This is a genomic window from uncultured Sulfitobacter sp., assembly GCF_947502895.1.
Taxonomy (GTDB): Bacteria; Pseudomonadota; Alphaproteobacteria; order Rhodobacterales; family Rhodobacteraceae; genus Sulfitobacter.
On record NZ_CANNBM010000002.1, the window covers coordinates 324,518 to 347,970 of the forward strand.

A 23,453-nucleotide genomic window follows, 5' to 3' on the forward strand; every position below is an offset into this window, starting at 1 on the left:
AATCTGGTGAAGTCCTGTCTAGAATATCCAAGTCCTCAACCACACCAAACGTGGTCTTTAGGCAATGCGGGCCCCTGTGACACACGGTATTGGAGTGATGAACATGACACAAATACCTTCCCGCGACGTTCTGAAAGCACAGGCAAAGCGCCTGCGCGCTGATCTGAGCATGAATGGCACGGAAATGACCCATGCCGCAGCCCTTGAGACTGTGGCACACCAGTGGGGCATGCGCGACTGGAACACGTTGGCCGCCAAAGCAGACGTAAGCGCGGTACAATGGCACCCAGGGCAACGCGCCTCTGGCCGTTATCTCGGTCATCCATTTACGGGCGTGATCAAAGCAGCGCGGCTTGCCTCATCTGGGTTTTGGTCCTTGACCGTGCGGTTTGACGAACCTGTTGATGTGGTGGAATCCGAACATTTCACCGCCCTGCGCCAGCAGGTGAATACAACGATCAACGCCCGCGGTGAGTCGCCGCAAAAAACCTCGAACGGGCAGCCTCATATGGTGATCGGCCCGTTGTAGATTATTGCGTGCGCGGCCAGCAGCGCCGCGCACGCTTTACGCATGCACCACAAATGTATGGATAGAAAAGACCACCGCGTCAGTCTGCGGCATCCGCACAACGCATTGACGTTCTGACCTGATAAAGGGCGCAGCACTTTGATCAGGGGAAATGCGCCGTGGTGCAGTCGCAGATCGCGGCTGGTGCAGTTCGGGGTCGTCATACCAAAGTCGGTTGTACCGCCACAATGGTTGCCCATCACGCACCCCGTCAAACAACCGCTGCACCCGTTTTGCAAGTTGTGCATCATATTCAGGAACAGGGGCATGGATACCGATCAACGGCTTACCCGCCTTTTCCGCTAACCGCCAGCTGGCGGGAAAGCACAATACTGCACCGACCAATACATGCGCGTCGCCACGCTTTTGCATCAGACAGATATCTTCCTGCACCAAATACCCCATGGTCAGCAGAGGATGATCTGGGTTTATCGCAACTCTGCGCCCGTCTGGGCAGATCACATAATCACCGGCCACGCTAAAACCCATTGCAGGCAGGATCGCCAAAGCCGCATCAAGCACCTCTTGTGCAGCCCCGAGGGCAGCAGGGTCCATCCATAATACATCTGCACGCTTGTGGTCCAACAGCTCGATCCGGCGGCGCATCTGCTGCTCATAAGCATCATCTACGCGCAGCCAGTCATGCGCCAGCGCTGGGGCCATACCGGGCAAATGCGTCTCGCCGCACATCTCTGGCGGCAGCTTATTTTGAACTATCGCAGTCATATGACTGCCATATAACGCAAGGCCGCCACAGGCAAAAGCGACATAGCAGGATGTCGCAAACGCCCATGCAGGGATGCAATTTTGCGTCACGCTGAGGGGCAAGGGAGGCCACTGCATGAACCAACACTACCGCGAAACCCGCAAGATCGACCCCACGCGCGGGGCCACCCTGCCCGATGGATCACCCAATGATGCAGACCGCGTAGAGATCGGCCCCACGCAGCTAGCCTTTCGCGAGTGGGAAGCCGCAGGCCTTATTCTGCCGAACCTTGCAAACATGCGCCGCTACCGTTGGGAACGGTTGACGCAGCATGTGGTCGCGCGCGGATATGGCGGCTTGCTCATGTTTGACCCGCTCAACATCCGTTATGCCACGGACAGCACCAATATGCAGCTGTGGAACACACACAACCCGTTCCGCGCCGTGCTGCTGTGTGCAGATGGCTATATGGTCATGTGGGACTACAAAAACTCGCCCTTCCTGAGCGAATTCAACCCGCTGGTTGCTGAGCAACGTTCGGGCGCGGATCTGTTCTATTTTGACCGTGGAGACAAGGTGGGCGTTGCCGCAGATGTTCTCGCAGGTGAGATCAGAGACTTGATCCGCGAACACGGCGGAGGCGAGATGCGCATCGCCGTAGACAAAATCATGCTGCACGGTCTGCGCGCGCTGGAACGGGCGGGTTTTGAGGTGATGGACGGCGAAGAAGTCACCGAAAAATCACGCAGCATAAAAGGGCCTGATGAAATCCTTGCCATGCGGTGTGCCAGCCATGCTTGCGAAACCTCTGTGCGGCTGATGGAAGACTTTGCGCGCACAAACGTACCGCTCGGGCAGACGTCAGAGGATGATATTTGGGCGGTAATGCATGCCGAGAACATACGTCGTGGCGGCGAATGGATCGAGACGCGACTGCTGTCATCAGGCCCGCGCACCAATCCGTGGTTTCAGGAGTGTGGCCCACGCATTACCCAGAATAACGAGATTATCAGCTTTGACACCGATCTGGTGGGCAGTTACGGCATCTGCGTGGATATCTCGCGCAGTTGGTGGATCGGTGATCAAAAGCCGCGCGGTGATATGATCTATGCCATGCAGCATGGCGTCGAACACATTCAACAGAACATGCAGATGCTGAAACCCGGCGTCATGATCCCCGAGCTATCGGCAAACACCCATGTTCTTGATCCGCAATATCAAAAACTGAAATACGGCTGCCTGATGCACGGTGTCGGCCTGTGTGATGAATGGCCGCTGGTCGCCTACCCCGACCACGCAGTTGAGGGGGCCTATGACTATCCGCTGGAGGCAGGCATGGTCCTGTGTGTCGAGGCATTGGTTAGCCCCGAGGGGGGCGACTTTTCAATCAAGCTCGAAGATCAGGTGCTGATCACCGAAGACGGCTATGAGAACCTGACAACTTACCCGTTTGACACAGCGTTAATGGGGGCGCGTTAAGGCGCAAGCGAACAGGCGTAGACATTGTTGAGATACGCCTGATCCTCAATCGTGAAATGCGTCTCGCCCACATGCGTGAAGCCTTGCGCGAGGTAGAATGCAATGGCGGGCGTATTTTCAGCATTTGTTGTCAGCCAGACTGCTTCGCCTCCCTGTGTGCGGCAGTGATGCAATCCTGCGGCAAGCAACCGTTTTCCCACACCTTTTCCATGGTGGCGCGGCTGGACATAGAAAGTCGAAATTTCGGTTCCTGAACATTCGCTGACCGGTGCAGCGCTTGCCTGCGTCAGCGCGATGAAGCCATCAATACCCTCAGCATTGTCGGATACAAAAAACACTTCGTTCGGGTCAGACAGGCGCGCGGCAATCTTGGCTTCGGTGAAAGTATCCAAGACATATTGCGCAAAAAACGCAGTAACGCCCTGTTTGAGGTAGGTGCCGATCCAAACCTCGATAGAAATTGCTGCAATGCTGGAGGCATCTTGGATATTTGCGCGCCTAATGCTCATGCAAAACCTTATTTTTTTGCTTTGCGGTCCTCAGACCGTTTGCCTCACTGCCCCAGTGCCTGACCCAGATCATCCATCAGATTGCCAGCATCCTCGATGCCAACAGACAGCCGCAGCAGCCCTTCTGGGATACCTGTGTGGGGCTCAATCGTATGGCGATGCTCTACAAGGCTCTCGACACCGCCGAGCGACGTGGCGCGGTGAAACAGCTGCAGACGCCCGACAGCCCCCAGCGCGGCCTCGGCCCCGCCTTTGAGCACAAACGACAGAAGCGGACCAAAACCGCCTGACATCTGCGCCACGGCGAGATCATGGCCGATGTGTTGAGGCAAGCCAGGATATAGCACGGTCTCAACGGCAGGGTGGTCATGCAAATACTCGGCCAGCTTTTGCGCATTTTGCGACATCCGTTCAACCCGCAGGGGCAATGTGCGCATACCGCGCAACAACAGCCACGCCTCGAACGGCCCCAGCACTGCACCCGCCATATCGCGGTCCGCGCGGATCGCTTGCCAGACTGCTGCCTCACTGTCGCGCACGCTCAGCGCGCCTGCCAATACATCAGAATGGCCGTTCAACCCCTTGGTCGCCGAGTGCATGACAATATCCGCACCAAACGATAACGCTTGCGTCAGAACAGGGGTACAGGTGGTCATATCCGCCACGAGAAGGCCGCCATGGGCCTGTACAGCTTGCGCGCAGGCGGCGATATCAACGATGCGCAACCATGGGTTCGAAGGCGTCTCGATCCATGCGAGCGCGGGTTTATGCGCAGCGCACAAGGCCGCGAAAGCAGCGGTATCCGAGGCTTCGACTTCGATCAATTGCACATCGCGGCGGGTGCAAAAATCGCGAATCCACGTCGTTGTGCCCCAGTATATCTGGCTCTGGACCAAGACAGTTGCCCCCGCTGGCAGAGTACGGAAAACCGCGGCAACTGCCGCCATACCTGACGGGAAGACCATTGCATCCGCCGCACCCTCAAGCATGGCGAGGACCTGTTCGACCATTCTTCCGTTTGGCGATGCCGTGCGCGAATAGACATTGCCGTCGACCACAGGGGCATACCCTTCGTCACGCAGAAACGTCGTTGCGGGATGGATCGGAGGTACAACGCCCCCCGTTTCTGCATCCAACAACCCGCCCGCCTGGGCAGCAATGGTGGCAGGCTTGTGATCAGGGTGATTTTTTGACGACATCGCGTGCGTGACCTTTTCTGGCGCATTTCTTGTACATTTGTGTAGGGCGCGCAGCAGTGAGGCGCAATAAACCCGCGCAACATTTCGTCACGCAAGCGTGAGCGCTGTGACAGGACCTTGTACCACCCTGCCCCATGCGCCACCTTAGGTGCCAACCCCAAGGAGAGCTGCCATGGCTGCGAAGCGCATCACATTTCCCGGTCATGACGGTTCTATGTTGGCTGCGCGGCTTGATTTGCCTGCAGGGCCGCATCTGGCGACCGCCCTGTTCGCGCATTGCTTTACCTGCGGCAAGGACATTCCCGCCGCGCGCCGGATTGCTGCTCGGCTTGCGGCGATGGGCATTGCCGTTTTGCGGTTTGATTTCACGGGGCTCGGCCACTCGGAGGGTGAGTTTCAGAACACCTCGTTCAGCAGTAATGTGGATGATCTGGTTGCGGCCGCGACTTGGGCTGCGGGCGAAGGTATGCCACCCAGCCTGTTGATTGGTCATTCCCTCGGCGGGGCCGCTGTCATCAAGGCGGCAAGTATGCTGAGCGGGATCAAGGCAGTCGCCACGATCGGTGCGCCCTTTGATCCGGCCCATGTCACCCACCACTTTAACGACGCGCTGCCAGCGATCGTACGCGACGGGAAGGCCGAAGTCAGCCTTGGCGGGCGCCCTTTCACCATTGGAAAGGCCTTTATCGAGGATACAGGTAATGGTGTTCTGGCAGAGGTATTGGGTGATTTGAAAGCAGCCCTGCTGGTGCTGCATGCACCCCGCGATGCGGTTGTCAGCGTGGACAGCGCCGCGCAGATATTCATGGCCGCCAAACACCCCAAAAGCTATATTTCACTGGATGATGCAGACCATCTGATCACCCGCGCCGAAGATGCTGAATATGCGGCAGAGGTGATTGCCACGTGGTCTGCGCGCTATGTTAATCGCCCGTTGCCTGCCCCGCCCATTGGCACACCGGAAGGGGTGGTGCGCGTATCGGAGGCCGACAAGAGCGGTTTTTTGCAAGACATTACATCGGGTAGCCATGTCCATTTGCTCGCGGATGAGCCTCTGGCATATGGCGGCACCAACAGGGGCATGTCGCCTTACGGGTTCTTGTCTGCCAGCCTTGGGGCCTGCACGTCGATGACCATCCGTATGTACGCACGACGCAAGGACTGGCCGTTGGAGCATGTCGGCGTTGATGTAAGCCATGACAAAGTCCATGCCCAAGATGCAGCCACTGGAACGCAGGAAAAAATCGATAGCTTCTCCCGCACAATCACGCTCAGCGGGAGCAATCTGACATCCGAGCAGCGCGCGCGCCTGCTGGAGATTGCGGACCGCTGCCCTGTTCACCGCACGCTGGAGCGGACATCGCATGTGAACACCGTGCTGGCAGACTAATCCAGCACGACACCCTCGGTCACGTCACCGGCGGCCCCGATAAACCGTATGTTGGGCGCTTGGATCGTCATGTCGTAGCAGGCCCAGATATCCGAGGGCGGCCACATGCTGCAATACTGGTTATCGCGCACCACCCAATAACCCCAACTTTCCGCGCCCGCGCTATAGAGCGTGCGTCCGGATGTACGAAAATCCTGTTTGGCAGTGGCATACTGCACTGTTTTCCCTGTCAGGATCGAGGCTATTTGCGGACCACGCATCGTTGCCCAAGGGCGCGCTTCGCTTATGGCAGTGGTCGCACATAAGATAAGGGGCAACATCAAATATAGGCGCATCGAACCGCTCGCATCTTGTTCTTCGACACTGCGCAGTCTATTGCGCCCCTGTCCCTTGTACAGACGACCCATCGCATAGTCACGAAAAGGTGTGCCAATGATCCCCCGCTATTCCCGCCCTGAAATGGTATCCATATGGTCGCCCGAGACCAAATTCCGCATCTGGTTCGAGATCGAGGCCCATGCCTGCGATGCAATGGCAGATATCGGTGTGATCCCGCGTGCAAACGCCGAGGCGGTCTGGAAAGCCAAGGACGTTGAATTCGATGTAGCCCGCATTGACGAGATCGAGGCCGTTACCAAACATGACGTTATCGCCTTTCTCACCCATCTGGCCGAGCATGTCGGCTCGGATGAGGCGCGGTTTGTGCATCAGGGGATGACATCCTCGGATGTGCTGGACACCTGTTTTAACGTACAGCTCACCCGTGCTGCCGATATCCTGATCGCAGATATGGGCCTGCTGCTGGCCGCCCTGAAACGCCGCGCGATCGAGCATAAAGACACTGTTCGTGTGGGCCGCAGCCACGGCATCCATGCAGAGCCGACTACAATGGGCCTGACATTCGCCCGTTTCTACGCCGAGATGGACCGTAACCTGACGCGCCTGCGCACAGCGCGCGATGAAATCGCCACTGGTGCAATCTCGGGGGCCGTTGGCACGTTCGCCAACATTGACCCGCGCGTAGAAGAGCATGTGTGCGAAAAGCTGGGCCTCACACCAGAGCCGATCAGCACACAAGTCATCCCCCGCGACCGTCACGCCGCCTTCTTTGCTACCCTTGGCGTCATCGCCAGCAGCATCGAGAATGTCGCCACCGAGGTGCGCCACATGCAACGCACCGAAGTACTTGAGGGTGCGGAGTTCTTCTCGGCCGGTCAAAAAGGCTCCTCCGCGATGCCGCACAAAAAGAACCCTGTGCTGACTGAAAACCTGACAGGTCTGGCGCGCACGATCCGCATGGCTGTGATCCCTGCGATGGAGAACGTGACGCTGTGGCACGAGCGTGACATCTCCCACTCCTCGGTCGAGCGTGCGATTGGCCCTGACACCACCATCACGCTGGATTTCGCCCTGCACCGCCTGACGGGCGTTATCGACAAAATGTTGATCTATCCCGACAACATGCTGGCCAACATGAATAAATTCAGCGGTCTGGTCATGTCCCAGCGCGTGCTTCTGGCCCTGACCCAAGCGGGGGTAAGCCGCGAAGACAGCTATAAGCTGGTGCAGCGCAATGCGATGAAGGTCTGGGATCACGGCAAAGACTTCAAAACCGAGCTGTTGGCCGACGACGAAGTGCTCGCTGCGCTGAGCGTTGAAGAAATCGAAGAGAAGTTCGACATGGGGTATCACACCAAACACGTTGATACGATCTTCAAACGCGTTTTTGGAGACTGACCCGTAGACGAAGGAATATTGCCCAGCAGACGGGCATTTGCGCAATTATATATGCGTCAGACTGACGCGTGGCGTGATTTCTTTTGAAATTGCGCCGCTTTGCGTTACCCTTACGTCATGTCACCAAAAGGAGTAATGGACATGAAAATGAAGATTGCACTTGCGACCGCGACCCTGATGCTGCTGCCCTCATTGGGCATGGCCATGGGCTGCAACTACGATAAACAGGCGATGTCATGCGCTGCTGGCTCGGTTTATGACGCCGATAGCAAGAGCTGTGTAGCGACAACGACGTAAGCGTCGTTTGAACGGCCAAAACGGTTCAATAACTTAATGTGATGGCGCGGGATCAATAAAAACCTTTACCGCGCGCCATCCACAGCTACCATTAGGTCAGAAAACAATTTGCACCTTATGGAGTACCGAACATGCGTATCCTTCTTGCCACCGCCCTGACACTTGCACTACCGCTGGCAGCCTTCGCCGCAAGCGACGAAACCGCCCCTCCTAAAAAGCCGAAGTGCAACAGCGGCTTTGTCTATGACAAAAAGACCAAGTCCTGTGTTAGCAGCAATGGCCACACGCTGGATGTTGATACACTGTATCAAGAGGTCCGCGCGCTTTCTTACGACGGTCGCTATAATGACGCTCAGGTGTTGTTGGCGCAGATGCCCGCAGAAGATGATCGCACACTGACCTACATGGGCTTCACCAACCGCAAGATGGGCAACGCCGAAGCCGCGATGACCTATTACGCCCGTGCACTGGCTCGCAACCCCGGCAATGTAATGGCGCGCTCCTACATGGGCCAAGGGCTGGTCGAGGACGGCCAGATCGCTGCAGCGCTTGAGCAACTGCGTGAGATCCGCGCCCATGGTGGCGAAGGCACGTGGGCAGAAGCCTCCCTGCGCACAGCGATCGCGACGGGACGTACTTTTAACTGGTAACTACGTGACAAACGATCAAAGCGGCGTGGCCTTTGGCTGCGCCGTTTTTGTATTGAGGTGCTGAAACACTTCCAACAATTTCAGCCCTTTTTTACCTTTCAGATGCATAGCTAAACTGTCTTTGGTAAACGAGGTTTGCGTGCATGAATGATTTGATGACACTTCCCACTACATCTGCTGCGCCTGCTGCTCCGCGGATTGTGCCCCAACCAAATTTAAGCAAACGCGCAAAGGCGGCAATTGTTGTGCGCCTGCTGATAAACGAGGGGGCAGAGATTGCCCTTGAGGAGCTGCCGTCAGAGCTGCAGGCGCAGCTGACGCAGCAAATGGGCGCAATGCGAGTGGTTGACCGTGTTACACTCGCGGCCGTCGTTGCCGAATTTACCGAAGCTCTCGATTCAATCGGGCTGTCGTTTCCGGGTGGCATCGCTGGCGCGCTGGATGCACTTGATGGCAAGATCAGTCGTGAAACAGCTGCGCGACTGCGCAAGGAGGCCGGCGTGCGTGCCGCGGGCGATCCTTGGACGCGTCTGCGCGCCCTGCCCCCTGAAGATTTACAAAAGATAATCGAGAACGAAAGCGTCGAGGTGTCTGCCGTTCTGCTGTCTAAACTGGAAGTGAACGTGGCAGCAGGCGTGTTAGGATTATTGTCAGGGCCGCAGGCGCGGCGCATCACCTACGCGATATCGCTTACCAGTGATGTGACGCCCGATGCAGTAGACCGGATCGGCCTGTCGCTTGCTGCCCAACTTGATACGCAAAAAGTGCTCGCTTTTGACGAAGGCGCGGTCTCGCGCTTGGGTGCAATACTCAACTCCTCCTCCACGCCCACACGTGATGATGTGCTGTCAGGGCTTGAGGAATCGGATATCGAATTGGCCACCGCCGTGCGCAAGGCGATCTTTACATTCGGCAACATTCCCGCGCGCATTTCGCCCCGCGATGTCCCGCGTATCCTGCGCGATGTGGATGCAGGCGCGCTGCTGACCGCGATGGCCGGCGCAGAAGCTGCCGGATTTGCGGAGCCGCGCGACTTTATTCTTGAAAACATGTCGGGCCGTATGGCCGACCAAATGCGTGAGGACATTGCCGAAGCAGGTAAAATCAAGCCCGCCGAAGCGGACGAAGCCATGTCAGCTGTCGTCGCCGTAATTCGCGAAATGGAAGCGCGCGGCGATCTGGTTCTCATCATTGAAGAGGACGAAGACGAAGACGCTGGCTAAACACGCCCTTGTTGCAGATGCGTGCAGGGTTTATGTCTACTCTCTCACTCAGGCTACATCAGGCAGATATGTCACAGCCCACTTCTTCGGAAAAATCCGGCCTCGTCCGTCAGATCGGCCACTATGCCAGTAATGCGGTCATTGTGGGGCTGATACAGCTTGCGCTGCTGCTACCCTATACGGTGCGGGTGCGTATGATGGGTGCTGTGGTGGAATATGGGATCGGGCCGCTGGCGGGGTATCGCCGCCGTGCATTAGACAACCTCGCTTTCATATGGCCGGACATGCCTGCAGGCGAGCGGGCTGAAATAGCGGCGCGGTGCCTTAACAACGTCGGACGTACATTCATCGAGAATTACTCAGCCAATGATTTTCCGCAGCGCATGGCAACAAACCAGATCACGGGTGCTGGTGTGGCGGCATTGGATGCGGCAATAGCACAAGGCAAACCTGTCATTCTGGTAACAGGCCACTATGGCAACTATGAAGCCGTGCGCGCTGCGCTTGCTGCACGCGGCATGAACATCGGCGGCCTCTACCGCGATATGAAAAACCCCTATTTCAACGCGCATTATGTGAAAACGATGGAGGCTTTTGGCGGTCCTGTCTTTGCCCAAGGGCGGCGTGGCACGACGGGGTTTGTGCGCCATCTCAAAACGGGTGGACAGCTGGTATTATTGTTTGACCAGCATGTGTTCGAGGCACCTGCATTTGACTTTCTGGGCCAGCCTGCAAACACCGCAACCTCGGCTGCGGAACTGGCCCTGCGCTATGATGCGGCTTTAATTCCCTTTTACGGCATCCGCCGCGCTGACGGCCTGACATTTGATACGGTAATCGAAGCGCCGATCCCGCCCTCTGATCCCATCACGATGACGCAAGCCATCACGGATAGTCTGGCGGCGCGGGTCCGGACAGACCCTACGCAATGGTTCTGGGTGCATCGCCGCTGGCGACCACAGGAAAATACATAGCCTGAAGGCCTAGTCGACCCGAGCAGCCGCAAGGATAGGCCCGCCATCCGCGGCCTGTACCAACACAACAACCGGATCATCGCCCGCCATCTCTAGCGACAGGTCAAGCGGGCTCTGCCCATCCCATTTACTGGCAAGTTGCCAATCGTGGGCGATGTTCGAATAGGTGATGGTTTTACCGCGATTTTCGCCTTTTGTGATCTTTGTCGCGTGCTCTGGCATGACGTACAGCACATGTATTTCCATCGCTGCTGGTCCACTGCGCGGAACGGTGCCGGTAATAGAAACACGTTCGCCGTCGCGCGTGACATCAAGCCGCATCTCAGGGGTGTCCTGTTTGTGTGCCGCAATCGCCTCGACCAGCGCCATCGGTTTGGCACCGACGATATCAGTCTGACCATTTACCACCATTTCCGGTGTATAGACAGAGCGGCGCCCTGCCTTGCTGGCATAGGCCCGTTGGCGCACTGCATGGGCGGGGTCGCCGAATTCGTCCTGCCAGCCGATGTAATCCCAATAATCCACGTGCACCGCAATCGCGATCACATCTTTCCGCGAACTCAGCTCCGACAACAATGCATCCGCAGGCGGGCAGCTTGAACAGCCCTGAGAGGTAAAAAGCTCAACCACAACAGGACGCTGCTCCGCAAAAACGGGTGCGGCAATGCCTGCACAAAAACTAAACAAAGCTGCAGTAAGAAAAGAAGAGGAGCGGCGCATATGATTCCTATCATCGCTTTCGTGTACCTTGTATCTAGTGCTGCACTGCGCAAATGACCAATCAAGGTTTCGAGAGAGACGCGTGTAAACCTGTGCTGTGGCCAAATTATGAAAATTTCGGTGTACAATGGTATACATTTTACCTGTTTGAGGTTGAAAATCACTGACAGATAGGTCATTCAGGCGCTAATTCAGACCTGTAGCCAAGCCATATACGGAGCCACACATGACAATCATCGTCGGTCAAGATACTGCAAAAACCCGCAAAACGCTCACTTCGGGCGATCAATCCATCGCCTATTACTCGATCCCCGCGGCCCAAGCTGCGGGTCTGGGTGATTTCTCCAATCTGCCCGCCGCCTTGAAAGTGGTGTTGGAAAACATGCTGCGCTTTGAGGACGGCAAGACCGTGACTGTCGATGACATCAAAGCATTTGCTGAATGGGGCGCTAAGGGCGGTAAAAATCCGCGCGAGATTGCGTATCGCCCTGCCCGTGTGTTGATGCAGGATTTCACAGGCGTGCCCGCCGTTGTGGACCTTGCCGCCATGCGCGACGGTCTGGTGGCTTTGGGCGGTGACGCCGACCAGATCAACCCGCTCAACCCCGTTGATTTGGTGATCGACCACTCTGTGATGATTGACGAATTCGGCAACCCACGCGCGTTCCAGATGAACGTAGACCGCGAATACGAGCGCAACATGGAGCGGTATACCTTCCTCAAATGGGGTCAGAAAGCGTTTAACAACTTCCGCGTTGTGCCTCCCGGGACAGGCATTTGCCACCAGGTAAACCTTGAATATCTCGCCCAGACGGTCTGGACCGACAAAGACCAGCACGGCGATGATGTGGCCTACCCCGACACGCTTGTCGGCACAGACAGCCACACCACTATGGTCAATGGTATGGCCGTTCTGGGCTGGGGCGTTGGCGGGATCGAGGCAGAGGCCGCGATGCTGGGTCAGCCCATCTCCATGCTGATCCCCGAAGTTGTGGGTTTTGAACTGACCGGCCGCATGATGGAAGGCACCACAGGCACCGATCTGGTCCTCAAGGTTGTCGAGATGCTGCGCGAAAAAGGCGTTGTAAGCAAATTTGTTGAATTCTACGGCGAAGGCCTTGACCATCTGCCGCTGGCAGATCGCGCGACCATCGCAAACATGGCGCCCGAATATGGCGCGACATGTGGCTTCTTCCCCATCGATGGAGAGACACTGCGCTATCTGCGCACCACAGGCCGCGATGAAGACCGTATCGCACTGGTCGAAGCCTATGCCAAAGAAAACGGCATGTGGCGCGGCGATGACTACGCCCCAATCTACACCGACACGCTGAGCCTTGATATGAGCACCATCGTGCCTGCGATCTCTGGCCCGAAGCGTCCGCAGGATTATATCGCACTCACATCCGCACACACTGCGTTTGGTGATTATGTCAAAGGCGTGCGCGAGGGCAAAGACATCTCTGCCGCAGCCGAGGTGCGCTGGGAAGGTGAAGGCGGACAGCCGCAGCCACAGGAAATTCCAGGTGATACAGGCCACCACAAACGTGGCTATGTCGCGACAGATGATGGCAATTATCAGCTGCATGACGGCTCAATTGTGATCGCATCCATTACGTCGTGCACCAACACCTCAAACCCCTACGTTATGATTGGCGCTGGCCTTGTGGCGCGCAAGGCACGCGCGCTTGGGCTGAACCGCAAACCATGGGTCAAGACCTCTCTTGCCCCAGGCTCTCAGGTTGTGTCCGCCTATCTCGAAGCGGCCAATCTGCAAGAAGATCTCGACGCAATCGGGTTCAACCTTGTCGGCTATGGCTGCACCACCTGTATCGGCAACTCCGGCCCGCTGGAGCCTGCGATCAGCAAGGCGATCAATGACTATGACTTGATCGGCACCTCAATCCTGTCGGGTAACCGCAACTTCGAGGGGCGCATCTCTCCCGATGTGCGCGCCAACTATCTGGCCTCCCCTCCGCTGGTCGTGGCTTATGCGTTGGTAGGTGACATGAACCACGATCTGGCCAACGCCCCGCTGGGTCAGGACAAAGACGGCAATGACGTCTACCTGCGTGACATCTGGCCCACCACCCAAGAGGTGGCCGAACTGGTCGAGCAGACCGTGACGCGCGAGGCTTTCCAGACGAAATACGCGGATGTGTTCAAGGGTGACGAAAAATGGCAGGGTGTCGAAATTACAGACGCCAAGACATATGACTGGCCTGTGCAATCCACTTATGTCCAGAACCCGCCCTACTTCCAAGGGATGAGCAAGGAACCAGGTGTCATCACCAATATCGAGGGTGCAAAAGTGCTGGCGATGCTGGGTGACATGATCACGACCGACCACATTAGCCCCGCAGGCTCGTTCAAGGAAACAACCCCCGCTGGTCAATATCTGGTCGAGCGTCAGGTCCCTGTGCGTGAGTTCAACTCCTACGGTTCGCGCCGTGGCAACCACGAAGTGATGATGCGCGGGACATTCGCCAACATCCGCATCAAGAACGAGATGCTGGAAGGCGTTGAAGGCGGCTATACCAAGGGCCCCGATGGCCAACAAACCTCGATCTTTGACGCAGCCATGGCGCATCAAGAGGCTGGCACACCGCTGGTTATCTTTGGCGGTGAGCAGTATGGCGCTGGGTCCAGCCGTGACTGGGCTGCCAAAGGTACAGCCCTGCTGGGTGTGAAAGCCGTCATCGCAGAGAGCTTTGAACGTATCCACCGTTCAAACCTTGTTGGTATGGGTGTCATTCCATTCGAATTTACCAATGGTGACAGCCGCAAAACCTTGGGTTTGACAGGCGCAGAGACCGTCAGCATTTCTGGTCTGGACACAATCGAGCCACTGCAAGAAGTGCCTTGTGCGATTACAATGGCGGACGGCAGCGTCAAAAACATCATGCTCAAATGCCGGATCGATACCGCGATCGAGATCGAATACATCGAACACGGTGGCGTGCTGCATTACGTACTGCGCGATCTGGCTAACAAGAGCATCGCAGCCGAATAGCTGCGCGCGATACCCTAAAACAAAGGCCCCCGCTGGTGCATCCGGCGGGGGCCTTTTCTTTTGCTTCACGCTGTTAAAACATGCCTCGGGCTATCCGTCCCGACCTGGCTCGTTTGGATCGCTGGAAAACAATGCAATCTTGTTGCCCTGAGGATCACGCAAATAGCTTACATAAAAGTCAGGGCCGTAGGATGCGCGAAAACCGGGCTGTCCTTCATCGGCACCGCCAGCCGCCAGTGCCGCAGCATGCAATGCGCGCACTTGCATCTGGTTTCGCGCCTCAAACGCGACCATCGTTCCATTCCCAGCCGAAGCCGGACGCCCGTCAAAGGTAGGTTTGACGTAAAAGTCGGGTGAGATGGGTGGGATACCGCCCTGAGAAGGCAGGGCGAAACTTAGACCCTCAGGGCCTTCTTTCAAGCCGTATCCAAGCGCGGGAAGAAACGCCGAATAAAACTTCTTGGCTCGCGCAATATCGTCAACACCGACAGTAACATATGCGATCATGAGGTGCTTCCCTTTCGCAGATCTGCGGGACTATTTGAGGTAATATCCCGTCGACGTAACGATATCTATCGTATGAAGCGCAGAATTACACCTTCTCAGCCAGCGTTCCGCCTATGCATAGCCTCAAACCTTGGCAACGCCATGCACGGACGCGCCACTCTGCTCTACTCGCCTTGCATGCCTTGAGCAGCTTGCAGTTGAGGCAAAAACCGCTGTTCATAATCACTGCCGATCAGCGGCCCTGCAAAACGGAACAGCACCGTGCCATCGCCGTCCAGAATGAACGTCTCGGGGGGCGCAGTAACGCCCCAGTCAATAGCCGTCCGCCCTTGCGGATCAAACCCCACACCCGCAAAGGGGTTATCATCGTCGATCAGATACTTGGTTGCCGCCCGCTCTGTATCTTTGAAATTTATGCCGATAATGTTCATGCCTTCGGCCTCCATCTCCAACAACTTGGGATGTTCGGCGCGACACGGCGGGCACCAGCTGGCCCAGAAGTTGACCAGCGTCACCTCGCCTGTCGCCAGCATGTCTTTCGTCGCGACAGGAAAATCGCCCAAAGGTTTGTCCGGCACACCCGGTGCCGCCTGACCCACGAGTGTTGAAGGCATGCCGTTGGGATCATCGCGGTACATGCCGACAAACGCGAGCGCCACAAAGGCCGCAAAGATCAGCGGCGGCGCGATCATCAAAGGGCTAACCTTTGCCATTGCGCGCGGTCTCCTCTTCCATCTTGCGCAGGGCCGCACGTGCATGCGCACCGCGCCGCAGCGTCAATAAAACCAATGCAGCAACCAAAAAAAGCGAGACGCCATAGGCACTCAGCACTTCGATAGCGTATTTTCCCAGATCAGGCATTAAGAAGTCCTATCCAATCGAACGCTCAGCGCGCGGGTGCGGCGCAGCGCAATTTCTGTGCCCGTCCGATACAGAACAAGTGCGAGAAACAATAAGGTGAATCCGGCCAGCGAAACCACCAGCGGGAGCCAGAATACATCAGATATGTTCTCTTCCTTGTCGAGGCTGAGGGTCGCGCCCTGATGGAGGCCTTGGCTCCAGAACAAAACCGCGTAACGCGACATGAGCGCGAATACAGAACCGACAAGACACAACACCGACGTCAGATCAGCGGCCGTGTCAGGATCTTCGACAGCTTCCCACAAGGCGATATAGCCAAGGTAGAACAGAAAAAGGATCAAGAACGAGGTCAGGCGCGGATCCCATTCCCACCATGTGCCCCACATCGGTTGGCCCCAAATGGCACCCGTCAAAAGGCCAATCACAGTCATGACAAGCCCTACAGGGGCTGCAGCCTTTGCCGCTAGCGCACTAACGTGATGGCGGCGCACCAACCAGATCAACGAAGCAATCAACATCATGATCCATGCATTGATCGCGATCCATGCCGATGGCACGTGAATGTAGATGATCTTTACCGTCGATCCCTGCCGGAAATCATCCGGTGTGGCAAAGAACCCCCAGCACAGGCCTACCACGATACCAATCGCAGCAGCGGCCCAGACAAACGGCTGCACACGCGCACTCAGCGCGAGGAACTTGACCGGATTTGCGTATTCCCAAAGTGACATAAGCGGTATCTAGTACTCCATGGTCAAAGGCTCAAGGGCTGCTGCCCCGTTCACCGGATTGTCATCCGCAAAGCTGCCGCTGCGGCAAAGGGCAAAAGGGCGAGCGAGCCAAGACTGATACCGGCAAGCAGCAAAAGCGGTGTCTCGACGGCCATGCCAATGGCCCCGCGACGCGCGGCCTCGGCCCCAAAAATGAGGGTCGGAACATAAAGCGGCAAAACGAGCAGCGACATAAGCAGCCCGCCGCGTTTGATCCCGACTGTCAGCGCAGCACCAAAACAGCCAATCATCGACAGAGCAGGCGTGCCGAGCAACAACGAAACCACCAGCCATCCGAAACCCGCCGGAGGCAGGTTCAAGAGCACCCCCAGAAACGGGGCAGCAATCACCAGCGGCAGCCCTGTCGTGATCCAGTGCGCAAGGCCCTTGACCGCCAAGGCGGCCTCTAGCGGGAGCGGCGCGGTGGCAAGCACGTCCAGCGTTCCATCCTCAAAATCCAACGCAAGCAAACGATCAAGTGACAAGAGACAGGCCAAAAGCGCACCCAACCAAAGTATACCGGGTGCAATGGTACCCAAAAGCGCACTCTGCGGCCCTACACTAAAGGGCACAAGCACCACCAGGATCAGGAAAAACGCAAGTCCGAGACCAAAGCCTCCACCCGCCCTGAAGGCGAGCCGCAGATCGCGGATCAACAACGCGATCACAGAAAGGCCTCGTCACTGGCACCATGCAGCGCATCCGACTGCGCGCGCAGCGGTCCGACATCAAGCACCTGCGCGTCAAGCCCCAAGTCAATATGTGTCGCCAAAAGCGCCATTCCGCCCGCTGCCAGATGCGCGCGCACTGCATCAGCAAAAAGTGTTACTGCGTCCGTATCAAGTGAGACTGTCGGCTCGTCCAGAATCCAGACAGGCCGACCCGTAACCATAAGCCGTGCAAGCCCTGCGCGCCGCTTTTGCCCCGCAGATAGTGTCCCTGTCAGGCGGTCAGCCAGCCCGTCCAACTTATAGGCCGCAAGTGCAGGAGCAATCGCACGCTGACCGTATACCGATGCCCAAAAGCCCAGATTCTCGGAGACTGACAACATCGCCTTTAGCCCGTCAGCGTGGCCCGCGTAAGCCACAGTATCAGTGGCACCATCGATCTGCCCTGACAGGGCGGGTTGCAGGCCTGCAATCGTCCGCAATAGCGTGGTCTTGCCCGACCCGTTCGGCCCGCGCAACACCAACGCATGACCAGCATCCAGCGTGAACGACACATCGCTCAGCACCGGAATACCGCCGCGTGCCACGGCAACGTCTGTCAGGCGCAGGTTCATGAGCGCTAGATCGGCAACATGGCGAGGGCCACACGGCGACCTTCGCTAAGCAATACGTTGTAGGTACGTGCGGCTGCGGGTGATGCCATCGCCTCGATCCCCACACCAGCCGCTTCCAACTGCTCTCTCAAACCCCGTGGCAGATGTGCAATCTCGGCCCCTGTACCGATAAAGATCACATCGCTCTCGGCAGCAAGTTCCTCCAACGCGGTGATATCATCAAAGCCCGACCACGTGCATGTCCCGGAAGGAGACGTAATCACGGCCCCCTGAATGACATGACCACCAATGCGAAAGAAGCCGGGGCCATATCCCTCAACTGGTTTGGCATCGTTAAACACAATCTCGTTCAGGCGCATGATCTAACCTTTCCACAACGGCAAGCCAACAATAGCCGATGCCGCGATTACGAGATAGGCCACAGTGCGAAAAAGACGCTCTCTGTTTGGGTCAAAAAGACGCGCACCCAGCATATTGGCTACAAGGTTCGGAATACCCACGAGTAATCCAAGAAACGCGATTGGCCAATTCATCAGCCCAAGTGCCCAGAGCATCGGAAACAGCAGAAAATCTAGTGCCACAAGATAGAGGAGGAAATTTGCGCGGATCACAGAAACAGGCAGCATGCTTGCCATATATAGCATGATGACAGGCGGCCCTGGAATGCCCGCAAATCCTGTCATGAAGCCGCCCAAGGCCCCTGCCGTTACCGTCAAGCGCCTTGTCAGCGCCCCTTTGAGGCGCCACCCCGAAACGGTGAGTGCAAGCAAAGTAATCACCGCGATTGAGACAACCCAGCCAAATACCGTTGCATCCATGGTTGTGAGCGCCCAGATACCCAGTGGCAAAGCGATGATTGCCCCCAAAACGAGCAGGCCAACCTCACGCGGTTCGCCGTCGCGCCATGCGGCGGGCGCATTGGGTAACGGTCCTACCAGCTCCGCGCAGATCAGAAAAATAACCGCCTCTACAGGTGACAAAACCGTACTGGCCACAGGCATGATAATCATGGCCGAGCCGAAGCCCGCGAAACCGCGCACCAGTCCTGCAACAAACACCGCTGCCACCAACCAAATCAGCCCATCGGTGTCGAGGGCCGACGCCAGTATATCAGGCATCTATGTTTGCGTATTGATTGCCTGCATTTGCATCAGGCTTGGACCAATCACGTTTAACGCCGAAATACAGCAATGCGGCTGTTGCCACAAAGATCGAGGAGTAAGTGCCCACGATAACGCCCCAGATCATCGCAAAAACAAATCCACGGATCACATCCCCGCCGAGCACAAACAAAGCAATCAGCGCCAGCAAAGTGGTTACAGATGTCATGAAGGTCCGGCTTAGCGTTTCATTGATCGAGATGTTGAGCACTTCTTTCAACGGGCGTTTTTTGTATTTTCGCAGGTTCTCACGCACCCGGTCAAAAACCACCACGGTATCGTTCAACGAATATCCAACGATGGTGAGCAAAGCCGCAATGATTGCCAGATCAAACCTGATTTGCAGCTCCGAAAAAACACCGATGGTCAGGACAACGTCGTGGATCAAGGCGAGCACGGCACCCGCAGCGAATTGCCATTCAAACCGCAACCAAATGTAGATCAGCACAGCCCCAATCGCCAGAACAACGGCAATGATCGCGGTATTGATCAGTTCTCCCGACACCTTTGGCCCGACAGATTCGACCGAGATGAACTTGATATCAGGTCGCACTTCTTTCAGCGCGCCTTCCACCGTTTCGATCACCTGCGTGGTCACCGCTTCCTGTCCGTCTTGGGCCTGAATACGGATCATTGCAACATTCTGGTCCTCACGGAACTGCGGATCGAACACTTCGGTGATCGAGATATCTCCGAGCTCCAGAACAGCGATTGCATCGCGGTATTGCGCCACATCTACAGGCAGCGGGCTTTCTGTACGGATGGTCGTGCCGCCGCGAAAGTCGATGCCGAAATTCAGGCCCTGATACATAAACGATGCCAGTGCCACGACAACCATGACGGCCGAAATACCCAACCACATCTTCCAACGGGTGAAGAAATCAAAATTCGTATCCTGTTTGACAAGTCTCAGGCGCATATCAAAGCTCAATCGTTTTGGGACGGCGGCGTTCGAACCAGATCACCACAATCAGACGTGTTACAAAGATCGCCGTAAAGACCGACGTGAGAATACCAAGGCCCAGCGTGATCGCAAAGCCCCGCACAGGACCCGACCCCATGGCAAACAAGATCACCGCTGTAATGAAAGTGGTGATATTTGCGTCCAGAATCGCAGAGAGTGCCTTTTCATATCCGAGCTGGATGGCGCGCGCAGGCCCTTTGGCAGTACGCAACTCCTCGCGAATACGCTCAAAGATCAGTACGTTGGCGTCAACAGCCATACCGACCGTCAGGACAATCCCCGCAATCCCCGGTAGGGTCAGCGTGGCGCCAATTAGGCTAAGCAATCCGAACAGCAGGGCCACGTTAATGACAAGGGCGATATTGGCGAACAGGCCAAACAAGCCATAGCTGGCGAACATGAAAAACAGCACAAGCGAGAAGGCAACGATCGTCGCGATCTTGCCTGCATCAATGCTGTCCTGACCCAGTTCTGGTCCGATTGTGCGCTCTTCGAGAAAGTCCAGTTTGGCGGGCAAAGCACCGGCGCGCAGCAGCACCGCAAGACGTGTAGAGTCCTCGACGTTGAAATTGCCTGTGATGATGCCCGAGCCACCTGGAATATGGCTTTGGATAGTAGGCGCGCTGACAACCTCGTCATCCAGAATGATGGCGAACGGTGAACCGATGTTTTCAGCTGTATAGTCCCCAAATTTCCGTGCACCCGTAGTGTTAAACCGGAAACTGACCGCAGGCCCGCCGTTCTGGTCAAAGCTGGGCTGCGCGTCGACCAGTTCTTCACCCGTGACAACGGGCGCGCTCTCAATCACGTAAAAAAGGCCTGGCTCGTCCAGCGAAGGAACGGATTTGTTGCCGATACCGGGGCTGGCGGCCCCGTCTGTGGTGCGGCGCACCACAGGGTTGAATGTCAATTGCGCCGTGGTCCCGATAATCTCTTTCAGTTCGGCGGCAGATCCGATGCCGGGCACCTGAATGAGGATACGTTTGGTACCTTGTCGCTGGATCGTCGGCTCACGCGTGCCGACCTCATCGATACGGCGGCGGATAATCTCCAGCGATTGCTGCATCGTCCGCTCGTCAGTGGCGCTTTTCTCAGCCTCGGACAGCACAACGGTAATGATACCACTATCACCCGACACTTCGATGTCATTGGCCCCTGCCCCTGTCAGGGTTTGCACGGGTTGCGCAAGACCGCGCACGATCTGCATCGCTTCGCCCATCTTGTCTGCATCGTTCAGCCTGACTTTCAACTCACCTGCAACCGCATCTTGGCGGCGAACAGCAGTCAGACCGCGCAGGCTATCGCGCACTTCGGGCCACATCGCCTCAAGGCGGGCGGCATAAACGTCCTCAACACGCACTTCGGCCAGCAGATGCGCACCGCCGCGCAGATCAAGGCCTAGATTGACCAAGCCATTCGGCAGAAAATCGGGCCACAACGCCCGCTGCGCTTCCAACTCGGGCGTGGAGCCGGACAGCTCGATCTCTTTGACCGCGTCATTGTGGCCTTCGACCACTGTGTAAAAGCCATTGGGCATAGCCAAGAACAGGCCAACCGCGCAGGTCAGCCAGATGGCGATGCGTTTCCATATGGATATCTGGAGCATATCGCCCGCCTTTGTCTTAGCCGTAGAGAGGGTTACTTGGCTGGTTCGGTCTTGTTGATCACGGTGGCGATCGTGGACTGGATCACGCGAATTTTCACGCCATCAGCGATCTCGACTTCAAGCTCGCCGTCATCTTTGACTTTGACAACCTTGCCGACAATACCACCTTGGGTAATCACCTGATCGCCACGACGCAAAGCTGCGACCATCGCCTGATGATCCTTGAGCTTTTTTTGCTGCGGACGGATCAGCAGGAAATACATGATCGCGAAGATAAGGATCAGCGGGATGAATTGCTCGATGCCTGACATGGGGTGTGGTCCTTTAATGTGCGCAGCGCGGGGACGTTCACCCGAGCTCTGATTTTGGCAGAACCTATGCGCGGCACCGCAGGTTTGCAAGGCACCCCACTGCGCAAAACGGCTCCTTCTGGCAAGTTTTGCGCCCCTCCCCGACGACCCACTATCGGGCGCGCGAATAATCGGCCATAACGCGTCAGCGATTCATCTAAATGAGGACAGACAGATGCATGACATTCGTGCCATACGCGATAACCCCGATGCTTTTGACGCCGCCCTTGCGCGGCGCGGCGATGCGGCTTTGTCCTCCCAGATTTTGACGCTCGATACAGCGCGGCGCGCCAAAATCCAGGCGGCAGAGGTTGCTCAGGCTGATCAGAACGCCGCCTCGAAACAGGTGGGCGCGGCGAAAGCCAAAGGCGATGATGCTGAATTCGAGCGTTTGCGCGCACTCGTGTCCGACAAAAAAGCCGAAGTCGCCGCCATGCAGGCCGAAGCGAAGGAACTGGATGCACAGCTTACCGATATGCTTGCCCGTATTCCCAACAGCCCTGCGGATGATGTGCCAGACGGCGCAGACGAAGCCGACAACATCGAAGTGAAGCGTTGGGGCAATGTGCCCAACTTTGCTTTCGCCCCGAAAGAGCATTTCGATCTCGACAGTGTAGCAGCCTCGATGGATTTCGAAACGGCGGCCAAAACATCGGGCGCACGATTTGTTATGCTCAAGCGCGGTGTGGCCCGCATCCACCGCGCATTGGCGCAATTCATGCTGGACACCCATGTAGATGAAAACGGCCTGACGGAAGTGAACTCTCCCGTGCTTGTTCGTGACGAGGCGATGTATGGCACGGACAAGTTGCCTAAATTCGGCGAAGACAGCTACCGCACGGAAGAAGGCATGTGGCTGGTCCCGACCTCTGAAGTGCCGCTGACCTATACAGTTGCAGGCGATACGCTTGATGCGTCTGACCTGCCCCGCCGCATGACCGCGCACACGCTTTGCTTTCGCTCAGAGGCGGGTAGCGCGGGCCGCGACACATCGGGCATGCTGCGCCAGCACCAGTTCGAAAAGGTCGAAATGGTCTCCATCACCCTGCCCGAGGAATCGGACGCAGAACAAAAGCGCATGCTGGCCTGTGCCGAGGGGATATTGGAAAAGCTCGGCATCCCCTACCGCACTGTCATTCTATGCACTGGCGATATGGGCTTTGGCGCACGGCGCACCTATGACATCGAGGCTTGGCTGCCTGGCCAGAACGCCTACCGCGAGATCAGTTCGGTCTCGACCACTGGTGATTTTCAGGCCCGCCGCATGAATGCGCGGTTCAAGCCCGAAGGCGGCGGCAAGCCGCAGTTCGTGCATACGCTCAACGGGTCGGGTCTTGCCGTAGGGCGCTGCCTGATCGCCGTGCTTGAGAACGGACAACAAGAAGACGGCAGCGTTGTACTTCCCGAGGTGCTTGCACCCTACTTGGGCGGCAAGACAACACTTACTGCAGGTGGAATACTGGCCTGATAGGACGCAGCAGAATGGGG

26 protein-coding genes are annotated in these 23,453 nt (G+C 56.9%); 10 read left to right on the top strand and 16 right to left on the bottom strand.

All coding sequences use genetic code 11. The features are described from left to right. The first annotated feature begins 103 nt into the window (after positions 1–103). Positions 104–529 (top strand): glyoxalase superfamily protein, encoded by a 426-nt coding sequence (locus Q0903_RS09585; RefSeq protein WP_299029544.1) that lies wholly within the window; start codon positions 104–106, stop codon positions 527–529. 36 nt (positions 530–565) lie between these two features. On the opposite strand, the gene Q0903_RS09590 is transcribed toward Q0903_RS09585, so the two are convergent. Continuing rightward, the gene (locus tag Q0903_RS09590; RefSeq protein ID WP_299414866.1) at positions 566–1,294 is read right to left on the bottom strand and encodes a DUF3445 domain-containing protein; all 729 of its coding nucleotides are present in this window, start codon (positions 1,292–1,294) and stop codon (positions 566–568) included. 115 nt (positions 1,295–1,409) lie between these two features. Between Q0903_RS09590 and dddP the strand changes: the two genes are divergently transcribed. Continuing rightward, entirely contained in the window at positions 1,410–2,753 is a 1,344-nt protein-coding gene (dddP, locus tag Q0903_RS09595) for a dimethylsulfonioproprionate lyase DddP (protein ID WP_299414867.1), read from the top strand. On the opposite strand, the gene Q0903_RS09600 is transcribed toward dddP, so the two are convergent. Next, positions 2,750–3,262: an N-acetyltransferase gene (locus Q0903_RS09600; protein ID WP_299414869.1), complete on the bottom strand. Its 513-nt coding sequence runs from the start codon at positions 3,260–3,262 to the stop codon at positions 2,750–2,752. The two genes, dddP and Q0903_RS09600, sit on opposite strands and share 4 nt — an antisense overlap. 44 nt (positions 3,263–3,306) lie before the next feature. Beyond that, a complete protein-coding gene (locus Q0903_RS09605) occupies positions 3,307–4,461 on the bottom strand; it encodes a PLP-dependent aspartate aminotransferase family protein (RefSeq protein ID WP_299414871.1) in 1,155 nt (384 codons plus the stop codon). 172 nt (positions 4,462–4,633) lie between these two features. On the opposite strand from Q0903_RS09605, the gene Q0903_RS09610 reads away from it, so the two are divergent. Then, the gene (locus Q0903_RS09610; RefSeq protein ID WP_299414873.1) at positions 4,634–5,851 is read left to right on the top strand and encodes a bifunctional alpha/beta hydrolase/OsmC family protein; all 1,218 of its coding nucleotides are present in this window, start codon (positions 4,634–4,636) and stop codon (positions 5,849–5,851) included. Here Q0903_RS09610 and Q0903_RS09615 read toward each other — a convergent pair. Next, complete coding sequence (locus tag Q0903_RS09615; protein ID WP_299414874.1) at positions 5,848–6,186, bottom strand: hypothetical protein; 339 nt, start codon at positions 6,184–6,186, stop codon at positions 5,848–5,850. The genes Q0903_RS09610 and Q0903_RS09615 overlap by 4 nt on opposite strands. Positions 6,187–6,283: 97 nt before the next feature. Here Q0903_RS09615 and purB point away from each other — a divergent pair, with 97 nt between their 5' ends. From purB to Q0903_RS09640, 5 genes are all read left to right on the top strand, one after another. Then, entirely contained in the window at positions 6,284–7,588 is a 1,305-nt protein-coding gene (gene purB, locus Q0903_RS09620) for an adenylosuccinate lyase (RefSeq protein ID WP_299029535.1), read from the top strand. Positions 7,589–7,729: 141 nt separating this feature from the next. Continuing rightward, positions 7,730–7,885, top strand: coding sequence for a hypothetical protein (locus Q0903_RS09625; RefSeq protein WP_299029534.1), 156 nt, complete (start codon positions 7,730–7,732; stop codon positions 7,883–7,885). Positions 7,886–8,016: 131 nt separating this feature from the next. Beyond that, positions 8,017–8,535 (top strand): tetratricopeptide repeat protein, encoded by a 519-nt coding sequence (locus tag Q0903_RS09630; protein WP_299029532.1) that lies wholly within the window; start codon positions 8,017–8,019, stop codon positions 8,533–8,535. A 143-nt stretch (positions 8,536–8,678) separates the two neighbouring features. Further along, positions 8,679–9,758 carry a FliG C-terminal domain-containing protein gene (locus tag Q0903_RS09635; protein ID WP_299414876.1) on the top strand — a complete coding sequence of 360 codons (1,080 nt, stop codon included), beginning with the start codon at positions 8,679–8,681 and terminating at the stop codon, positions 9,756–9,758. A 68-nt stretch (positions 9,759–9,826) separates the two neighbouring features. Further along, entirely contained in the window at positions 9,827–10,732 is a 906-nt protein-coding gene (locus Q0903_RS09640; RefSeq protein ID WP_299414878.1) for a lysophospholipid acyltransferase family protein, read from the top strand. A 9-nt stretch (positions 10,733–10,741) separates the two neighbouring features. Here Q0903_RS09640 and Q0903_RS09645 read toward each other — a convergent pair whose 3' ends face one another. Further along, a complete protein-coding gene (locus tag Q0903_RS09645) occupies positions 10,742–11,452 on the bottom strand; it encodes a thioredoxin family protein (protein ID WP_299414880.1) in 711 nt (236 codons plus the stop codon). Positions 11,453–11,678: 226 nt separating this feature from the next. On the opposite strand from Q0903_RS09645, the gene acnA reads away from it, so the two are divergent. Beyond that, entirely contained in the window at positions 11,679–14,465 is a 2,787-nt protein-coding gene (gene acnA / locus Q0903_RS09650; RefSeq protein WP_299414881.1) for an aconitate hydratase AcnA, read from the top strand. Between the two features lie 90 nt (positions 14,466–14,555). On the opposite strand, the gene Q0903_RS09655 is transcribed toward acnA, so the two are convergent. From Q0903_RS09655 to yajC, 11 genes are all read right to left on the bottom strand, one after another. Continuing rightward, positions 14,556–14,972, bottom strand: a complete 417-nt coding sequence (locus tag Q0903_RS09655; protein WP_299029523.1) for a VOC family protein — start codon at positions 14,970–14,972, stop codon at positions 14,556–14,558. A gap of 164 nt (positions 14,973–15,136) precedes the next feature. Beyond that, a complete protein-coding gene (locus tag Q0903_RS09660) occupies positions 15,137–15,685 on the bottom strand; it encodes a DsbE family thiol:disulfide interchange protein (protein WP_299414883.1) in 549 nt (182 codons plus the stop codon). Then, entirely contained in the window at positions 15,672–15,833 is a 162-nt protein-coding gene (gene ccmD / locus Q0903_RS09665; protein ID WP_299414885.1) for a heme exporter protein CcmD, read from the bottom strand. Before ccmD ends, Q0903_RS09660 begins: the two co-directional genes overlap by 14 nt. After that, positions 15,833–16,564 (bottom strand): heme ABC transporter permease, encoded by a 732-nt coding sequence (locus tag Q0903_RS09670; protein ID WP_299029517.1) that lies wholly within the window; start codon positions 16,562–16,564, stop codon positions 15,833–15,835. Before Q0903_RS09670 ends, ccmD begins: the two co-directional genes overlap by 1 nt. A gap of 50 nt (positions 16,565–16,614) precedes the next feature. Continuing rightward, the gene (ccmB, locus tag Q0903_RS09675; protein WP_299029515.1) at positions 16,615–17,271 is read right to left on the bottom strand and encodes a heme exporter protein CcmB; all 657 of its coding nucleotides are present in this window, start codon (positions 17,269–17,271) and stop codon (positions 16,615–16,617) included. Beyond that, positions 17,268–17,885, bottom strand: coding sequence for a heme ABC exporter ATP-binding protein CcmA (gene ccmA / locus Q0903_RS09680; RefSeq protein WP_299029513.1), 618 nt, complete (start codon positions 17,883–17,885; stop codon positions 17,268–17,270). Before ccmA ends, ccmB begins: the two co-directional genes overlap by 4 nt. A gap of 5 nt (positions 17,886–17,890) precedes the next feature. Next, entirely contained in the window at positions 17,891–18,244 is a 354-nt protein-coding gene (locus Q0903_RS09685) for an Mth938-like domain-containing protein (protein WP_299414887.1), read from the bottom strand. Between the two features lie 3 nt (positions 18,245–18,247). After that, entirely contained in the window at positions 18,248–19,003 is a 756-nt protein-coding gene (locus tag Q0903_RS09690) for a sulfite exporter TauE/SafE family protein (protein WP_299414889.1), read from the bottom strand. After that, positions 18,996–19,964, bottom strand: a complete 969-nt coding sequence (secF, locus tag Q0903_RS09695) for a protein translocase subunit SecF (RefSeq protein ID WP_299029505.1) — start codon at positions 19,962–19,964, stop codon at positions 18,996–18,998. Before secF ends, Q0903_RS09690 begins: the two co-directional genes overlap by 8 nt. Before the next feature lies 1 nt (position 19,965). Next, positions 19,966–21,615, bottom strand: a complete 1,650-nt coding sequence (secD, locus tag Q0903_RS09700) for a protein translocase subunit SecD (RefSeq protein WP_299414891.1) — start codon at positions 21,613–21,615, stop codon at positions 19,966–19,968. 32 nt (positions 21,616–21,647) lie between these two features. Continuing rightward, on the bottom strand, positions 21,648–21,926 hold the full coding sequence (gene yajC / locus Q0903_RS09705) for a preprotein translocase subunit YajC (RefSeq protein ID WP_299029499.1): 279 nt from the start codon (positions 21,924–21,926) through the stop codon (positions 21,648–21,650). Between the two features lie 214 nt (positions 21,927–22,140). Between yajC and serS the strand changes: the two genes are divergently transcribed. Then, positions 22,141–23,433 (top strand): serine--tRNA ligase, encoded by a 1,293-nt coding sequence (gene serS, locus Q0903_RS09710; RefSeq protein WP_299414893.1) that lies wholly within the window; start codon positions 22,141–22,143, stop codon positions 23,431–23,433. The last annotated feature ends 20 nt before the right edge of the window (positions 23,434–23,453 follow it).

Excerpts from the sequence above, each read along its gene's own strand:
- Q0903_RS09585 (WP_299029544.1), top strand. The coding sequence starts at position 104 with ATGACACAAATACCTTCCCGCGACGTTCTGAAAGCACAGGCAAAGCGC.
- Q0903_RS09590 (WP_299414866.1), bottom strand. The coding sequence starts at position 1,294 with ATGACTGCGATAGTTCAAAATAAGCTGCCGCCAGAGATGTGCGGCGAG.
- dddP (WP_299414867.1), top strand. The coding sequence starts at position 1,410 with ATGAACCAACACTACCGCGAAACCCGCAAGATCGACCCCACGCGCGGG.
- Q0903_RS09600 (WP_299414869.1), bottom strand. The coding sequence starts at position 3,262 with ATGAGCATTAGGCGCGCAAATATCCAAGATGCCTCCAGCATTGCAGCA.
- Q0903_RS09605 (WP_299414871.1), bottom strand. The coding sequence starts at position 4,461 with ATGTCGTCAAAAAATCACCCTGATCACAAGCCTGCCACCATTGCTGCC.
- Q0903_RS09610 (WP_299414873.1), top strand. The coding sequence starts at position 4,634 with ATGGCTGCGAAGCGCATCACATTTCCCGGTCATGACGGTTCTATGTTG.
- Q0903_RS09615 (WP_299414874.1), bottom strand. The coding sequence starts at position 6,186 with ATGCGCCTATATTTGATGTTGCCCCTTATCTTATGTGCGACCACTGCC.
- purB (WP_299029535.1), top strand. The coding sequence starts at position 6,284 with ATGATCCCCCGCTATTCCCGCCCTGAAATGGTATCCATATGGTCGCCC.
- Q0903_RS09625 (WP_299029534.1), top strand. The coding sequence starts at position 7,730 with ATGAAAATGAAGATTGCACTTGCGACCGCGACCCTGATGCTGCTGCCC.
- Q0903_RS09630 (WP_299029532.1), top strand. The coding sequence starts at position 8,017 with ATGCGTATCCTTCTTGCCACCGCCCTGACACTTGCACTACCGCTGGCA.
- Q0903_RS09635 (WP_299414876.1), top strand. The coding sequence starts at position 8,679 with ATGAATGATTTGATGACACTTCCCACTACATCTGCTGCGCCTGCTGCT.
- Q0903_RS09640 (WP_299414878.1), top strand. The coding sequence starts at position 9,827 with ATGTCACAGCCCACTTCTTCGGAAAAATCCGGCCTCGTCCGTCAGATC.
- Q0903_RS09645 (WP_299414880.1), bottom strand. The coding sequence starts at position 11,452 with ATGCGCCGCTCCTCTTCTTTTCTTACTGCAGCTTTGTTTAGTTTTTGT.
- acnA (WP_299414881.1), top strand. The coding sequence starts at position 11,679 with ATGACAATCATCGTCGGTCAAGATACTGCAAAAACCCGCAAAACGCTC.
- Q0903_RS09655 (WP_299029523.1), bottom strand. The coding sequence starts at position 14,972 with ATGATCGCATATGTTACTGTCGGTGTTGACGATATTGCGCGAGCCAAG.
- Q0903_RS09660 (WP_299414883.1), bottom strand. The coding sequence starts at position 15,685 with ATGGCAAAGGTTAGCCCTTTGATGATCGCGCCGCCGCTGATCTTTGCG.
- ccmD (WP_299414885.1), bottom strand. The coding sequence starts at position 15,833 with ATGCCTGATCTGGGAAAATACGCTATCGAAGTGCTGAGTGCCTATGGC.
- Q0903_RS09670 (WP_299029517.1), bottom strand. The coding sequence starts at position 16,564 with ATGTCACTTTGGGAATACGCAAATCCGGTCAAGTTCCTCGCGCTGAGT.
- ccmA (WP_299029513.1), bottom strand. The coding sequence starts at position 17,885 with ATGAACCTGCGCCTGACAGACGTTGCCGTGGCACGCGGCGGTATTCCG.
- Q0903_RS09685 (WP_299414887.1), bottom strand. The coding sequence starts at position 18,244 with ATGCGCCTGAACGAGATTGTGTTTAACGATGCCAAACCAGTTGAGGGA.
- Q0903_RS09690 (WP_299414889.1), bottom strand. The coding sequence starts at position 19,003 with ATGCCTGATATACTGGCGTCGGCCCTCGACACCGATGGGCTGATTTGG.
- secF (WP_299029505.1), bottom strand. The coding sequence starts at position 19,964 with ATGCGCCTGAGACTTGTCAAACAGGATACGAATTTTGATTTCTTCACC.
- secD (WP_299414891.1), bottom strand. The coding sequence starts at position 21,615 with ATGCTCCAGATATCCATATGGAAACGCATCGCCATCTGGCTGACCTGC.
- yajC (WP_299029499.1), bottom strand. The coding sequence starts at position 21,926 with ATGTCAGGCATCGAGCAATTCATCCCGCTGATCCTTATCTTCGCGATC.
- serS (WP_299414893.1), top strand. The coding sequence starts at position 22,141 with ATGCATGACATTCGTGCCATACGCGATAACCCCGATGCTTTTGACGCC.